Below are 14,334 nucleotides of genomic sequence, written 5' to 3'. Positions count from 1 at the left end.
ACCTGAAATACCGCTTGGGAGAATAAAAATGACAACTCCAATTGCAAATGCCCTGATCGTGGGCGGTGGTTTTTCCGGCATGGCGGCGGCTATTCAACTGCGCAAGCTGGGGGTTGCGGTCGATCTGCTGGAAATCGATCCGCAATGGCGCAGCTACGGCGCCGGCATCAGCATCGGCGGGCCGACGCTGCGGGCCTTCCGCACCTTGGGCGTGCTTGAGCGTTTTTTGGAAGAGGGCTATGCCTGTGACGGGCTGGATATCCTGTCTTCGGGCGGTCACTTGCTGGCGCAGATACCAACACCACGCATCGCGGGTGATCAGGTGCCGGGCAGCGGCGCGGTAATGCGTCCGGTACTGGCCAGGATTCTGGCCGATGCGACGCGCGCCTGCGGTACCCAGGTGCGCCTGGGCTGCAGCTTCAGCGGTTTTCAGCAGGACGCCGAGGGCGTCGAGGTGGGCTTCACCGATGGCAGCCGCCAGCGCTACGACCTGGTGATCGGCGCCGATGGCCTCTATTCCAAGATGCGCCAGCACTTGCTGCCAAACGCGCCAGCGCCGCGCTACACCGGTCAGGGGGTATGGCGTGCGGTACTGCCCCGTCCGGCGCATATCGTGCGCACCATGCTGTGGGTGGGCGAGCACCTCAAGGTGGGGCTCAATCCGGTCTCGCAGGACGAGATGTACCTGTTCGTCAACGAAGACCGTCCAGTCAACGATTTCATTCCTCCGGAACAATTCCTGCTTCGGCTGAAACGCCTGCTCGAATCGTTCTCGGCGCCGGAGGTTCGGCAAGCCAGCGACCAACTGAATGAACACTCGCTGGTGGTGTTCCGGCCGCTGGAAGGCTTGCTGGTGCCCGAGCCCTGGCACAGGGGACGCGTGGTGTTGATCGGCGATGCGGTGCACGCGACCACGCCTCATCTGGCGTCGGGGGCGTGCATCGGCATCGAGGATGCCATCGTGCTGGCTGAAGAACTGACGGGGGCCACCGATCTTGCCGGGGCACTGCATCGCTGGCAGCACCGCCGTTGGGAGCGCTGCCGGATGGTGGTCGAAAATTCGGCGCGTCTGGGGGAGATCGAAATCAGCGGTGGGGACAAGACCGAGCACAGGCGCATCATGGACGAGTCGTTCAGAGCCCTGGCAGAACCGATTTGAACACGCAATCTGGAGGTAGCATGCCAATGCTTGACGATCATGTGGTACTGGTTACCGGCGGTGGTTCGGGCCTGGGACTGGGCGTGGCCCGCTATTGCAGAGAACAAGGCGCCGAGGTAGTGATCCTCGACGTTTCCGCGGCCAAGGTAGCTCAGCTGCAGCACGAGTGGGGGTCCGAGGCGCTGGTTCTGCAGGGCGATGTAACGCGGCTGGCAGACTTGCGTGCCTGCCGCGACGCCATCATCGAACGCTACGGCCGGCTGGATGCGTTGATTGGCGTGCAAGGCATCTTTGATGGCAATCTGCCGCTGCGCGAGGTGGCGGAAGAGCGGCTGGATTCGCTGTTCGACGAGATCATGCACGTCAACGTCAAAGGCTATCTGCTGTCGGCGCGAGTCTTTGCCGACCTGCTGCAGGCAAGCGCCGGCGCCATCGTGCTGACCACCTCCACCGCTGCGTATGCGGCCGATGGGGGCGGTGCCTTCTACACCGCCAGCAAGGGAGCGATTCGCAGCCTGGTAAGCCAACTGGCTTTTGAGTTCGCGCCGCATATCCGGGTCAACGGCGTGGCGCCGGCCGGCATTGCCAACAGTCAGCTCGCCGGCCCCAGCACCTTGGGCATGGCTGAGCAGAAGCAGTCGGACATTCCCAAAGACGCCTTCCTGTCGATGTTCCGCTCGATCAGCTTGCTGCAGGAACTGCCCAGCGCCGAGGATCACGGCCCGCTCTATGGGTTTCTGGCATCCAGGCACAACAAGATCATGACGGGGCAGACGGTGGTAGCCGATCAGGGCCTGCTCAATCGCACACTGCTCACCCGCGGCGCTTAAATCAGGATCGATTCAGGAGCATGCAAGCGCCCTTGGACGGGGCTGTGTTGAGCCCCGTGTTACCTCCACAACAATAATAATTCGGGAAGGTATCGCGACATGAACACACGCCTGATCAGGCAGATGGCCGCACCCTTGCTGTTGCTGGTCTGCCTTAAGGTGAGCGCCGGATACGAGCTGCAGGACAGGGTTCAAGGCGTCCGCAGCAACAGTTTCCTCATTGTTTCCAGCATCCTGCTGAGCTACGACCCTTTTGCCAGAACCTTCGATCATGGCAAACGTGATGACTACCTGACTCGGTTGGCAACCATGGCCGTGATCATGGATGACCCTGACCTGGTGCTTCTCAAAGTGGACTTCGACCACTTCTCCACGGCGATCCGCGATCTAGATACCCGCTCGGCCGAAGTGCCGTTAGGCGTCATCAACGTCATTCTGGATAGCCAGGCAAACCTGGTGGCGCGCGCTAGCACCCTTTATTCCACCCAGCCGAGCGAGCGGACCAAGAGCCGGCTGCATGCGTTGAGCCTGGCCAGTGCCAGGATGCTAATTCTTTATCAGATGCGGCCTTACGGAGGGCTGGTGATGTATCCGGGCATCCTGCTGGACGAGCAGCAGATCTTGGCGCTGGATGCGCACATCATGGCCGGACTCGACGCTGAAGCGCTTGCGGGCATCGACTCGATCAGGCGCCACTACCTGTTTGTCCGGCCCAGGCTGTTCGATGTCGACAAGGATTTCACGGCTTACGGCGTGAACTATTACCTAGGGCAAAACATTGTGCGGCTGGACGCGCTCGCCGGTGCCTTGTGATGCCGGTGGGCTTGGCGCCGGGTGCCAGCCATGCAATCGCCGCATAGCTGTATTCGGCCTCTGCGTCTGGCTCCGGGCGGGCCGCGGTCTCTATCCTCGTGGCAAAAAGGAGTGAGCGATCGATGAAAACCTTGCCCAGCTTCCATTACGTCATTCAGGGCTCCGACCAGGCGCCCTGGCTGACTTTCATCCCCGGTATCGGCAACGATGCGTCATTCTGGGCGCGCCAGGCCGCCGCCTTGTCCAGTTCGTTTCGCGTGCTGTGTTTTGACCCTTGGGGGCATGGCCAAAGCCCTGTGCCACCTACGGACTGCCGCTTCGATGACATCGTGCGCGGGGTGGTGAACCTGTGGGATGAGCTCGACATCGAGAGTTCCAGCGTGGTCGGGCTTGGCTTTGGCGGCTCCCTCGGCCTGGCGTTGGGCATCGACTATCCGCAGCGCGTGGAACGCCTGGCTGCGTTCTGTTGCCGGCCACGGCAACCGGATGAGCGCCGCGATTTCTGGCGCGCGCGCCTGGAGTTCGCCGCAGCCCAGGGTATCCACACCCTGGCCGACATCACCGTGGACCGTTGGCTGAGCGCGGAGTTTCGCGCCAGCCATCCAGAGGTAGATGACTGTTTGCGGCAGATGATGAAAGGCACCCGCCTGGAAGGCTACCGGGCCTACGTGAAGGCCTTTATCGACATGGACCTGACCGACGCTTTCTCCTCGCTGCGCGTGCCGACCCTGTTGGTGGCTGCCGAGCACGACCATGGCGGTGGCCCGGTTGAAGCGATGCGCGCCATGGCTGAGCAGAACCCCCATACGTCGCTGACGGTGATCAGCGGCGTCGGGCATATCTGCAATCACGAGGCGCCTGCACAGGTCGAGCAGATCCTACAAAAATTTCTTGTCGGCACCTGAATCACGGCGTTTGGGCAGCGAAGCGGCCCTGAGCTATCGGCAATCGCCAGAGGACTAAACATGACAACAATAAAAACGGGCATCGTCATCGTGGGTGCGGGTCATGGCGGTTGCAGCCTGGCTGCCGCTTTGCGGGCCTCGAATTATGCCGGCGATATCACCTTGCTCAGCGAGGAAGCGGATTACCCCTACCACCGTCCGCCGCTGTCCAAAGCATTCATGTGCAGCGGTGAGGCGAATGACGGCGACAGACTGCTTCTGCAACACGAAAGTTTTTACCGCGACAACCGCATCGATCTGAAACTCGATGCCCGAGTCGCGGCCATCGATGTCGCCAGCAGTTGCCTCACGCTGGCTAGCGGGGAGCGACTCGCATACGGCCACTTGGCGCTGGCCACCGGCTCGCGCGCACGTAGTCTGTCGATCCCCGGCAGCGATCTGCAGGGTGTCGAAGTGCTGCGCACACTGGTGCATGCACGGCGCTTGCGCGAACGCCTGGAGAACTGTCAGAACGTGGTCGTGGTGGGCGGGGGCTTTATTGGCCTGGAGGTAGCTGCCACAGCCCGCAAGCTGGGCAAGGAGGTCAGGGTGCTGGAAACCGCCGAGCGGATACTGCAGCGCTCGGTGGCGCCGGTCACGTCGGAATACATCACCGGTCAGCACCGGGCAAAGGGCATCGCCATCGAACTCAATACCTGCGTTGAAGCCTTTGCCGGCAGCAACGGCCGGGTAACGGCGGTAACCTGCGCAGGACAGCACTGGCCGGCCGACTTGGTGATTGTGGGCGCGGGCGCTATGCCCAATAGCGAGTTGGCAGAAGCGGCGGGCATTGCCTGTGCCAACGGCATTCTGGTGGATGCACAGATGCGAACGTCGGTGCCGAATGTCTTCGCCCTGGGCGACTGCGCTGCCCATGAAAACGCCTACGCAGGCAAAGAGCGTATCCGCCTGGAGTCGATCCAGAACGCCAATGACCAGGCTCGCGTGGTGTCCCAGGTGCTGACCGGCAACGAGTCCCGCTATCACAGCGTGCCCTGGTTCTGGTCCGATCAGGGCGATATCAAGTTGCAGATGGCCGGTCTGTCCATCGGCCGCACCGAGTGTGTCACTCGCGGCGATCCGCAGCAGGGCCGCTTCTCGGTATTTCATTACCGGGATGACACGCTGATTGCGGTCGACTCCATCAATCAGCCGCTGGAGCACATCCTGTCCCGCAAGCTGTTGGCCCAAGGTATTTCACCGGCCAAGACGGTTATCGCCGACACCGCTGCCGACCTCAAGCAATTACTCGGCTGAGACGCCCCGGCTTTTTTCCAACGCAGCGCGCTGGCTCACGGCTGCATCACCCACAGAAAAGGGCATGCTATGTTCACTCGCTTGTTGGGCAATCTGTCGCTGGGGATGAAGTTATCGCTGGGCTTCGCGCTGGTGATGGCATCGACCTTGGGGGTAGCCGCCACCGCGCTCTATGCCCTGAATGTGCTGGAGGTGCGCGGTGAAAAAATCCGCCAGTCGGGAAGCATTCAAACGCTGCTGTTGCAGGCTAGGGTGGCCGAGAAGGAGTTCGGTTTGGCGTTGACGTCCGAGTCGGCCATAAGGGTTGCTCTGGTGGTGAACGAACTGGTTACGCTCCTGCGTGCGCAAGATCCTGGCGATATCCGTTCAGCTCGGGCCGTCGATGTGTATCTGGAGCAGTTTGAACGCTACGCCCAGGCCCAGCGCACTGCACGCCAAGCTCGTGTTCACATGCAGGAGCGGGCGCAGGCGGTGGGCGAGCGCTTTACGGCAGTGCTGCTGGATCAACTGGATGCCGTAAACCATCTGGCTGACCAGTCGTTGCCGGCAGACAGCCTGCGCATGTCCTTGCTTGAGCAAGCCTCCATGCTGCGAGACACACTGGCGGCGCTGCGCAACAGCGAGTTGTACTTCACCCTCGAAGACACGGCCGAGATCCGCAATGACTGGGAGACGCGGATGACGGAAATGCGCTCCTACGTGGATGGGCTTGCCCGCCAGCTCGAAGGCAGTGAACAACAATCTTTGATGCAGGCCAATCTGGCACTGGATGAATACCGTGCGGCCTTCGAGCGCTTCGCCGCCAGTCGTGCGCAAGCTGGAGACAGCCAGGCAGAAATGAGCCGTTCCGCCGAGCAGGTCAGCGAAGTGCTCAAGGTAATCAACGGGACGCAGGTTCACGCGTGGCAGGAGTTGAATAAGCAGGTCTCGCGGCTGCTGCTGGTCATGGTGGCGATGGCGCTGGTGTTCTGCACGGGCGCCGGGCTGCTGATTCGCCACCAGATACTTCAGCCGCTGCGTCTGGTCGTCGCGTTGACGCAGCGAGTGGCGTCAGGAGATCTCACCGCGACCATCACGACCCAGGGCCGGCGCGATGAGCTCGGCCAATTGCTTGGCAGCGTCGGCAGCATGCTTGACAGTTTGCGCGACCTGGTCGGCCGCATCGGTCAAGGCGTTGGCCAGCTGAATATGGCGGCCGGCGGTCTGGTACAAGTCACCGAGCGCACGCGTCAGGGGGTTGAACAGCAGCGCGAAGAAACCGAACGGGCAGCGACCGCGATGCAGCAGATGGCGGTCAGTGCCCAGGAGGTGGCGCGCGATGCCGGCGATACCCGCGATGCGGTCGGCCGCGCGGGAAGCCAAGCGCGCAAGGGCGATGAGCTGGTGCAGCGGGTGACCGACAATATTGATCGGCTGGCGCAGGAGATGGGCGGTTGCTCCGAGGCGATGGGCTTGTTGCTCCTGGAAAGCAACGCCATTGGCAAGGTGCTGGATCTCATCAATGCCCTGGCCGGGCAGACCAACCTGTTGGCGCTCAACGCCGCCATCGAGGCGGCGCGGGCTGGCGAACAGGGTCGCGGCTTTGCGGTGGTGGCCGACGAGGTGCGCCACCTTGCGCTGCGCACGCAGGCGTCAACCGACGATATCGTGGCGATCATCCAGCAGTTGCGCCAGGTCGCCGAGCAGGCCGCCGGCCGTTTGCAGGGCAGCCAGGCGTTGACCCGGGAAAGCGTGCTGCTGGTGGCGCAGGCCTCCGACACCCTGCGGGAAATTGCCGTGGCGGTTACCGCCGTGGAGCAGATGAGCCAGCAAATCGCCGCCGCCGCACAGATGCAGAGCATGATGGTCGGTGAAGTAGGTGGCAGCATGCAGCGGGTACGGGCGGTGTCCGAACAGAGCACGCACGCAAGCGGCTTGCTGGAAGAGTCGGTGCGCGAGTTGGAACAGGTAGGCGATTCCCTCAATGCCGCTATCGGTGGCGTGCGAACCTGAGCGATAGAGGCGTATCGCCGGGATGCGAACGATCGTAATCAAAAGGCCGTTTTCGCAGGCCGCACAAAAAGCTATTGGCCCGGCAGCAACGTTCCATCTAACTATGGCGACTCTGGGTCAGTATCTATTTGCAAATATTTCTGGAATAAAAGCAGCTGCGCACTTGCAAGTACCGCATGCCAAAAAAACATGGCGTCGGGTTCAAACGAGTGTTTCAACTTTGAAAGTGCGCCATGCCGCTCTTCTCGTTATGCTCTTGGGCGATGGAAATCAGAGATATATAAAAGCTGCGCGGCTATCAAGTTATTAATAAGTGTCTGTGAGGGTGGTAGTGTTGCGTTGGTACGTTATCTCCTGATTGAATAAGCCTGAATATATAATAATAAATGGGAGGTTGTTTTGCAGACGATTCTTGATCCCAAGTGGCATCTCTTTATTACCGTGGCCAAGTTGGGAAGCCTTACCCAGGCTGCAATAACGCTGGATGTTCCGCAGTCAATGATCAGTCGGCATATTTCTCAATTGGAAAGAGCCTGCGGCGTACGGCTGTTCAATCGTACGGGACGCGGTGTAACGCTTACCGACTTTGGCCGTGAGCTGTTGCCGCGCATTGAAATCATTGCCGGTGAGGCGGAAGAACTTGCCGATGTCATCCAAACCTCGGGTGGGTTACCTATCGGGGAAGTACGGGTTGGTCTGCTCCATTCTGCGGTTGGTCCGATGGCGGGGCCTTTGTTCGAACTGGTGCGCGAGCGTTATCCCCGCGTCAAGCTGCACCTGTGCGAAGGCAGCAGTTCCCAGCTCGAAGAGTTGATAGCGGATGGTCGCATCGACATGGCTATTCTGCTGCGCGAATGGGATGTGTCCACCAACGAGGAGTTCGTGCTCACACAGCCGAAGTTGATGCTGGTCGGGCGTACCGGCGAGGCGGCGGTGGCACAACCGACCATCGACTTGGAGGCGCTGGAAGGTTTGCCGCTGGTTTTGCCCTGCCGGCCCCACACATTGCGCCTGCGTCTGGAAAAACTCTCCAAGTCCCACAAGATCGATTTCAATTGTGTGGTGGAAGCCGATTCGATACGCCTGCAATGGGAGCTTGTGGCGGCGGGGGCGGGCTATGCGATTACGTCGGGCCTATTCGAACGTGTCCACGACTCCCGATTTGCCATGTCCCGAATTACCAACCCCGAATTGATCCGCAGCGTGGTACTAAGCAGCTCGTTGCGCCGTCCCAACTCCCTGGCTACCCGAACGGTGCAAAAGCTCATCGAGCAGGAAGCGCCACGGCTATTGAGGAACATTGCCTGAGGCGCGCCTGTAACCCATGCCGTTAAGATGTGCCGGCGCCAGGCACATCTTCTGGTGCAAAAGGGACTTAGATACCCTGGGTTTTCCGCGCCGCCAACAGGTCCAATGCCACGTCGACGATCATGTCTTCCTGGCCACCCACCATGCGCCGCTTGCCTAGCTCGACGAGGATATCCAGGGTCTTGAGGCCGTATTTCTGCGCGGCGATTTCGGCATGGCGCAGGAAGCTGGAATACACGCCCGCATAACCCAGGCCCAGGGTTTCGCGATCGACGCGTACCGGACGGTCTTGCAGCGGGCGCACCAGATCGTCGGCGGCGTCCATCAGGCGATACAGGTCGGTGCCGTGATTCCAGCCCAAGCGTTCAGCGGCGGCGATGAATACTTCCAGCGGCGCGTTACCGGCTCCGGCGCCCATGCCGGCCAATGAAGCGTCGACGCGGTCGCAGCCTTCTTCGACCGCGACTATGGAGTTGGCCACGCCCAGGCTCAGGTTGTGGTGGGCGTGCATGCCGGTCTGGGTTTCGGGATTCAGTACGGCCTTGAAGGCGCGCATGCGGTCGCGAATGTCGTTCATGTTCATGGCGCCGCCAGAGTCGGCCATGTAGATGCACTGGGCGCCGTAGCTTTCCATCAGCTTGCCTTGGGCCGCCAACTGCTCGGCCGGGATCATGTGGCTCATCATCAGGAAGCCCACGGTATCCATGCCGAGGTTGCGGGCGTATTCGATGTGTTGCTTCGACACATCAGCTTCCGTGCAGTGGGTGGCCACGCGAACCACGCGAGCGCCGGCATCATAGGCCGCCTTGAGGTCATGCACGGTGCCGATGCCAGGCAACAGCAAGGTGGCAATCTTGGCATGGCTGATCACCTCCGCCACCGCCTCGATGTATTCCAGGTCCGTATGCTTGCCGAAGCCGTAATTGAAGCTGGAACCCTGCAGTCCGTCACCGTGGGCGACTTCGATGGAGTCGACGTTGGCTTGGTCCAGCGCACGGGCGATGTCCCGCACGTTTTCCAGGGTGTACTGATGGCGGATGGCGTGGCTGCCATCGCGCAGGGTCACGTCGGAGATGTAGATTTTCTTGTTTGGATCGAAGCTCATGGCGCGTCTCCTCAGCCGTTGTTCATGGCGTTGTTCAAGATCGACTGCGCCATGCGCTCGGCGGTGGCCAGCGCGGCGGATGTCATTATGTCGAGGTTGCCGGCATAGGCCGGCAGGTAGTGAGCGGCGCCTTCGACTTCGAGAAAGATCGAGGTTTTCAGACCCGAGAAGGTGCCATGGCCGGGAATGTGCAGCGGCGCGTGTTCAGGGATCACGTCGAATTGCACCTTCTGCTTGAGGCGGTAGCCCGGCACATATGCCTGCACCGCGGCCGCCATCTCTTCAATGCTGGCGGCCACCTGCGCCTGGTCAGCGGCTTCGGAGAGTACGAGCACGGTGTCACGCATGATCAGCGGCGGTTCGGCCGGGTTCATCACGATGATGGCCTTGCCCTTGGCAGCACCGCCGATCACCTCGATGGCCTTGGACGTGGTCTCGGTAAACTCGTCGATATTGGCTCGCGTGCCAGGGCCGGCTGACTTGGAAGCAATCGAGGCGACGATCTCGGCGTAGTGCACATTGGTCACGCGTGACACAGCTGCGACCATGGGAATGGTGGCCTGGCCGCCGCAGGTGACCATGTTGACGTTGAGCTGGTCGAGGTGCTGTTCCAGATTGACCACCGGTATACAGTAAGGGCCGACGGCCGCCGGGGTCAGGTCGATCAGGCGAATACCCGGCTTAGCGGCGCGTAGCTTGGCGTCGTTCTGCACGTGTGCGCCGGCCGAGGTGGCGTCGAAGACGAAGTTGATGTCAGCGAATTCCGGCAAATTGATCAGGCCGTCAACGCCCTCGGCGGTGATGGCGACGCCCAGACGCTGGGCGCGGGCTAGGCCGTCGGAGGTCGGGTCGATGCCAACCATGGCACCCATTTCCAGGTGTTTGGCGTTGCGCATGACCTTGATCATCAGGTCGGTGCCGATATTGCCCGGTCCGATAATGGCAACTTTAAGTTTGGCATTCATATAAGGATTCGCTGTCTAGAGGTATTAAGAAACTGCCGGACTACATAAGAGCCATTATAAAAGTTACCTCAGCGTTTGCTTTTTATCAGGGCCTAGTTTTTTTAGCGCCAGATAAACACCGATAAATCCGCTTAACAGGCCACTGAGAAAGCCACTTATGCCATTGCCGATTGCGTTGTCAAGAAGTGAGTCCGGGAACGGAACGATGAAATGATTAACGAGGAAAGATAGTGCGGCAGCGATTACGCCGCCTATCAGACCGGCGGTAATGGCTTCTTTAAGTTCGGTAGTCATGAGCGTACCTTTTTATTGTTCGGTTTTGGTATTCGTCGGGCTAGCGCAGCGGTCTTTTTAAAGTTAATGGAAGAGTTTTCTGGGATGGGGGTCATTGACGACTCCTTGCCGTGTCAGCTTACGAAGCAAGCTGGGGTGCAGCCACGCCTATCGGGTCATAGCAGTTATCTTGAAACTGAATAGAGGCCTGCTTTTCGATGAATAGCGGAGAGCAAAGGACTATTTGTGAAATGCGACATTCCCTCACCCCTTTTCGATGATCTGCGACATATCCCTGGGCTCTCTAGGCGCATTCCTCACGTATTTCCCGCCTCGGGACGTTTAGTGTTTTCTGGGTTTGAGGCCCCAGCGGCCTGTGAGGTATCCATGCGCTGGATGGGCGAGCTGTTCATCCAACCTCCGGAATCTCCTGGGGAGACGGCGGGTGGAGGCATGCAGCGGGGACGAGCCGTTGCCATGGGACGTCGAGCGGGACAAGGAACATGAGCGGGTTGGTTGCGTCTGGCCTGAGCGTCACCCAGGTGTTCTCCCGCAGGAGAACGTCAGCAGCCGTACAGCTCATGTTGTGGGGCGGCAGAGCCACGTTTGTCACGTGGATTGTCGCAGGGGGAATGCCCGTAATGCGTGTAGGGCCTGGGCTGTGGAGCTGTTTTCGCGCCCGTCTCTGTGTTAGGGCTACAGAGACGGGCGTTAGCTGTCGCAACCCCCAAAACGTACACGGGCAGGGAGGAAGACTGCTGCAGGTGTAATGACTCGCTCGAACTGCCTGAGCATGAATGAGGAGGCGGGCATCCATTGCCGGGGACGGCAATCGTGCGCGCTGCCGGACGCTGTGCGCACTTGGGTTGAACCACCGCAACGCGGCGTAGCCTTGAAGGTTCGGGCTACCTGGGTGCTGTCGACGACAGCGGCTTGCCTGAGGGACTAAAGCAGTGGATGGCCGAAGGGGCAAGCAATGCACGTCATAACAGTCGGTTCATGCGCGCTTGAAATCGCCTTGAATGATCTTTGTTGTTGGCGCGGTGGTAGCGTAGGCAGCCCAGTCGGCCATAAGGGCGCGGCGTTTTTCAAAGACATCGCCGCGCCAGTAAGCGGCTTCAGTACCCGTGGCGACCGTATGCGCAAGCGCAAGCTCGCATACTTCGCGCGGGTAGTGGGTGTTCTCGGCCGCCCAGTCGCGAAAGGTTGAGCGGAAGCCGTGCATGGTCAGATCGCCGCGCCCCATGCGGCGCAACGTCATCAGCATGGCCAGATTCGATAGGGGGCGGCCAGGGCGCTGCCCGGGGAACAAGTACGGGCTGCCCTCGATACGCTGCAGACTTGCCAGCACATCAAGGGCTGCATCAGACAGCGGTACGCGGTGTTCCTTGCCAGCTTTCATCCGACTGGTGGCAATTGTCCAGGCTCGAGCCTGAAGATCGACTTCTTCCCAGGTCGCATTCAGAACCTCAGATGTACGGCAGGCGGTAAGAATGGTCAGGCGTATGGCTTTATAAGACGGCGCGTCATACTTGGTCAGCTCGGCCATAAATGCGGGTAGTTCAGGCCAGGGTAGGGCGGTGTGGTGCACGACGGGCTGAATCTTCGACCGTTTGGGCAGCAGCTTGTCCAAGTGCCCGCGCCAGCGTGCCGGGTTCTCTCCGTCGCGCAGGCGGCGTGCCTTGGCTGCGTCCAGGATCAGTTCGATCCGGTTTCTCACACGATTGGCGGTTTCGGTTTTCTCTGCCCAGATTGGTTGCAGGATTTCCAGAAGATGTTCAGTGGTAACTTCATATGTGGGCAGGTGGCCAATAATCGGCTCGGCATAAGTGGCAAGGGTATTTTCCCACTGCTGCACATGTTTGGCGTTCTTCCAGCCGGCACGGTGTACTGCTATATAGTCGGCGGCCACGGTCTTGAAGTTGATGTCTCGCAGCTTGGCGCGCTCCATCGCTGCGCGCTCCTCCACGATTCGTAGCTGTTCACGTTCAGCCTCGACCTGCTGGCGCTCGCGTTCGGCATCACGGGCCGCCAGCGGGTCTACGCCGACCTTGGATGCCTTGCGTGCTTCGGCTGCTTTCTCGCGTGCTTGCGCCAGGCCGGTTTCTGGGTAGCGACCCAGGCCCATCGTGCGAGCCTTGCCGGCGATCTTGTAGCGATAAACCCAACTTGTGCCGCCTGTCTTGCTGATCTGGAAGTACAAGCCTTCTCCGTCGCCGGTCAATCCGGGGATGCGTGCCTTCACCAGACTCTCGATTGTGCGAACGGTCAATTTGCGCATTCACTCCCCCTAACCCACACCCTTGGACATCGTTCTGACCCACACCCTGACCCACACCTTTGCAGCTGGCTTTCGTTGTGCCTCGCTGGCGCTTTGTGGATGAGGTTAGGTCACGACCCCCGTTATCTCTAGGCTTCAAGGCGGTTTTTGTAGATTTTGGTAGTGATGGCTGGAAGCGAAAAAGGCGGACTATCTTCCCGCCATATTGCACGTTAAAGCCCCCTGAAGCTTTTGAAGTTTCAGGGGCTTTTTCGTTTTCAGGTCGACCAAGTGTCGAAGTAAGTGCGGGCGGGCCGCGCCGCGCCGCCGGTTACTCAATCCTCATCCAGCGTCTGGAACTCCGCGACCAGGAAGTCGAGCAGGGCGCGCACCGACGGCAGTTGGCCTCGGCGCGAGGGGTATACAGCATGAAGGATCTCGCGTTGTGGCTCCCAGCCTGGCAGTACATGGGTCAGCTCGCCGTTGGCCAGCCAGTCGCGCACCATCATCCGAGGCAGTTGCACGACGCCAACGCCCAGAATGGCTGCCTTGCGCAAGGCGGGCATGCTGCGCGTGACCAGTCGCGGAGAGTGGCGGATAGTGGCCTGAGCCCCCTCGGGGCCTAGCAGGTGCCAGCTGTATTCACTCTGCGGAGAGCGCAGCACCATACTGGGCAGCTCGGCCAGATCGGCTGGCGATGCCGGCAGGCGGCTGCGGCGTTCGAGCAGAGCAGGGCTGGCCACTAGGCATTGACCACGCTCAGCGAGCACGCGCAGCACCAGGTCACTGTCCTCCAGCGGCGGCGTACGCACGCGAATGGCGATGTCGACGCCTTCGCCGATCACGTCTACACGTCGATCGGTGGCCTCCACATGCAGTTCTACACGGGGGTATCGAAGCATGTAGACGGCCAGCATGTCGCCCACGCGGGATTCGAGCAGGGCGATTGGGCAGGTCACGCGGACGATACCTCGCGGTTCGGCCTGGTTCATGGCGATCGCTTCGTCGGCGGCATCGGCTTCAAGCAGCATCGCCTTGCAGTGGTTGTAGTAGGTTCGACCCGCCTCGGTGACGATGAAGCGCCGTGTCGAGCGCTGGATAAGACGCGTACCCAGTCGCTCCTCCAGTAATGCGATGCGTCGGCTCAGTTTGGACTTGGGGATCCCCAGGGCGCGGCCCGCCGGGGCGAAGCCGGCGTGGTCCACCACCTGCACGAAATAGTAGAGATCGTTGAGGTCTCGCATGGGCATCGTTCACCTAATAGGACGCTGCGTCAGATTATCACCCTCTAGCGTCCTTTTACCCGCCGTATTAACATCAGTTCATCGCTTCAGCAGTGCGGTCTCATGCCTCCGCCTCACCCAGTGCGTGCCGGCACCATCGAAATGGCCCAGAGGAATCAGGACGTTTCCGCCCATCCGCGTCTCT

At 60.6% G+C, this 14,334-nt stretch carries 13 protein-coding genes and 1 pseudogene; 9 read left to right on the top strand and 5 right to left on the bottom strand.

Annotated elements, in window-relative coordinates; genetic code table 11:
* Positions 1–28: 28 nt before the first annotated feature.
* The 9 genes and pseudogenes from H9642_RS12365 to H9642_RS12330 all read left to right on the top strand — a co-directional run bounded on the left by H9642_RS12365 (position 29) and on the right by H9642_RS12330 (position 8,303).
* Positions 29–1,159, top strand: a complete 1,131-nt coding sequence (locus H9642_RS12365) for an FAD-dependent oxidoreductase (protein ID WP_251836755.1) — start codon at positions 29–31, stop codon at positions 1,157–1,159.
* A gap of 20 nt (positions 1,160–1,179) precedes the next feature.
* Positions 1,180–1,989 (top strand): SDR family NAD(P)-dependent oxidoreductase, encoded by an 810-nt coding sequence (locus H9642_RS12360; RefSeq protein ID WP_251836754.1) that lies wholly within the window; start codon positions 1,180–1,182, stop codon positions 1,987–1,989.
* Between the two features lie 99 nt (positions 1,990–2,088).
* A complete protein-coding gene (locus H9642_RS12355; protein ID WP_251836753.1) occupies positions 2,089–2,802 on the top strand; it encodes a hypothetical protein in 714 nt (237 codons plus the stop codon).
* A gap of 122 nt (positions 2,803–2,924) precedes the next feature.
* A complete protein-coding gene (locus H9642_RS12350; RefSeq protein WP_251836752.1) occupies positions 2,925–3,707 on the top strand; it encodes an alpha/beta fold hydrolase in 783 nt (260 codons plus the stop codon).
* A 60-nt stretch (positions 3,708–3,767) separates the two neighbouring features.
* Positions 3,768–5,003, top strand: a complete 1,236-nt coding sequence (locus tag H9642_RS12345) for an NAD(P)/FAD-dependent oxidoreductase (RefSeq protein WP_251836751.1) — start codon at positions 3,768–3,770, stop codon at positions 5,001–5,003.
* 69 nt (positions 5,004–5,072) lie between these two features.
* Positions 5,073–6,140, top strand: a pseudogene (locus H9642_RS18520) (HAMP domain-containing protein); the annotation flags it as partial.
* Complete coding sequence (locus H9642_RS18515) at positions 6,132–6,995, top strand: methyl-accepting chemotaxis protein (protein ID WP_433962704.1); 864 nt, start codon at positions 6,132–6,134, stop codon at positions 6,993–6,995. The pseudogene H9642_RS18520 and the gene H9642_RS18515, both read left to right, overlap by 9 nt.
* A 22-nt stretch (positions 6,996–7,017) precedes the next feature.
* Positions 7,018–7,305, top strand: a complete 288-nt coding sequence (locus H9642_RS12335; protein WP_251836749.1) for a hypothetical protein — start codon at positions 7,018–7,020, stop codon at positions 7,303–7,305.
* Positions 7,306–7,394: 89 nt separating this feature from the next.
* Positions 7,395–8,303 (top strand): LysR family transcriptional regulator, encoded by a 909-nt coding sequence (locus H9642_RS12330; RefSeq protein WP_251836748.1) that lies wholly within the window; start codon positions 7,395–7,397, stop codon positions 8,301–8,303.
* A 67-nt stretch (positions 8,304–8,370) separates the two neighbouring features.
* On the opposite strand, the gene dmpG is transcribed toward H9642_RS12330, so the two are convergent.
* The 5 genes from dmpG to H9642_RS12305 all read right to left on the bottom strand — a co-directional run bounded on the left by dmpG (position 8,371) and on the right by H9642_RS12305 (position 14,150).
* A complete protein-coding gene (gene dmpG / locus H9642_RS12325) occupies positions 8,371–9,408 on the bottom strand; it encodes a 4-hydroxy-2-oxovalerate aldolase (protein WP_251836747.1) in 1,038 nt (345 codons plus the stop codon).
* 11 nt (positions 9,409–9,419) lie between these two features.
* Entirely contained in the window at positions 9,420–10,373 is a 954-nt protein-coding gene (locus H9642_RS12320; RefSeq protein WP_251836746.1) for an acetaldehyde dehydrogenase (acetylating), read from the bottom strand.
* 63 nt (positions 10,374–10,436) lie between these two features.
* A complete protein-coding gene (locus H9642_RS12315) occupies positions 10,437–10,667 on the bottom strand; it encodes a hypothetical protein (RefSeq protein WP_251836745.1) in 231 nt (76 codons plus the stop codon).
* 976 nt (positions 10,668–11,643) lie between these two features.
* Positions 11,644–12,927 carry a tyrosine-type recombinase/integrase gene (locus tag H9642_RS12310; protein ID WP_251836744.1) on the bottom strand — a complete coding sequence of 428 codons (1,284 nt, stop codon included), beginning with the start codon at positions 12,925–12,927 and terminating at the stop codon, positions 11,644–11,646.
* Positions 12,928–13,241: 314 nt separating this feature from the next.
* Complete coding sequence (locus H9642_RS12305) at positions 13,242–14,150, bottom strand: LysR family transcriptional regulator (RefSeq protein WP_251836743.1); 909 nt, start codon at positions 14,148–14,150, stop codon at positions 13,242–13,244.
* Between the last annotated feature and the right edge of the window lie 184 nt (positions 14,151–14,334).

Origin of the sequence: Serpens gallinarum (genome assembly GCF_014836765.1) — a bacterium.
Lineage (GTDB): Bacteria > Pseudomonadota > Gammaproteobacteria > Pseudomonadales > Pseudomonadaceae > Serpens > Serpens gallinarum.
The sequence above is the reverse complement of the archived record's forward strand: the minus strand, read 5'-3'. Positions and strand labels throughout refer to the sequence as shown.

Excerpts from the sequence above, each read along its gene's own strand:
- H9642_RS12345 (WP_251836751.1), top strand. The coding sequence starts at position 3,768 with ATGACAACAATAAAAACGGGCATCGTCATCGTGGGTGCGGGTCATGGC.
- H9642_RS12310 (WP_251836744.1), bottom strand. The coding sequence starts at position 12,927 with ATGCGCAAATTGACCGTTCGCACAATCGAGAGTCTGGTGAAGGCACGC.
- H9642_RS18515 (WP_433962704.1), top strand. The coding sequence starts at position 6,132 with ATGCTTGACAGTTTGCGCGACCTGGTCGGCCGCATCGGTCAAGGCGTT.
- H9642_RS12305 (WP_251836743.1), bottom strand. The coding sequence starts at position 14,150 with ATGCGAGACCTCAACGATCTCTACTATTTCGTGCAGGTGGTGGACCAC.
- H9642_RS12360 (WP_251836754.1), top strand. The coding sequence starts at position 1,180 with ATGCCAATGCTTGACGATCATGTGGTACTGGTTACCGGCGGTGGTTCG.
- dmpG (WP_251836747.1), bottom strand. The coding sequence starts at position 9,408 with ATGAGCTTCGATCCAAACAAGAAAATCTACATCTCCGACGTGACCCTG.
- H9642_RS12335 (WP_251836749.1), top strand. The coding sequence starts at position 7,018 with ATGCGAACGATCGTAATCAAAAGGCCGTTTTCGCAGGCCGCACAAAAA.
- H9642_RS12365 (WP_251836755.1), top strand. The coding sequence starts at position 29 with ATGACAACTCCAATTGCAAATGCCCTGATCGTGGGCGGTGGTTTTTCC.
- H9642_RS12320 (WP_251836746.1), bottom strand. The coding sequence starts at position 10,373 with ATGAATGCCAAACTTAAAGTTGCCATTATCGGACCGGGCAATATCGGC.
- H9642_RS12350 (WP_251836752.1), top strand. The coding sequence starts at position 2,925 with ATGAAAACCTTGCCCAGCTTCCATTACGTCATTCAGGGCTCCGACCAG.
- H9642_RS12355 (WP_251836753.1), top strand. The coding sequence starts at position 2,089 with ATGAACACACGCCTGATCAGGCAGATGGCCGCACCCTTGCTGTTGCTG.
- H9642_RS12315 (WP_251836745.1), bottom strand. The coding sequence starts at position 10,667 with ATGACTACCGAACTTAAAGAAGCCATTACCGCCGGTCTGATAGGCGGC.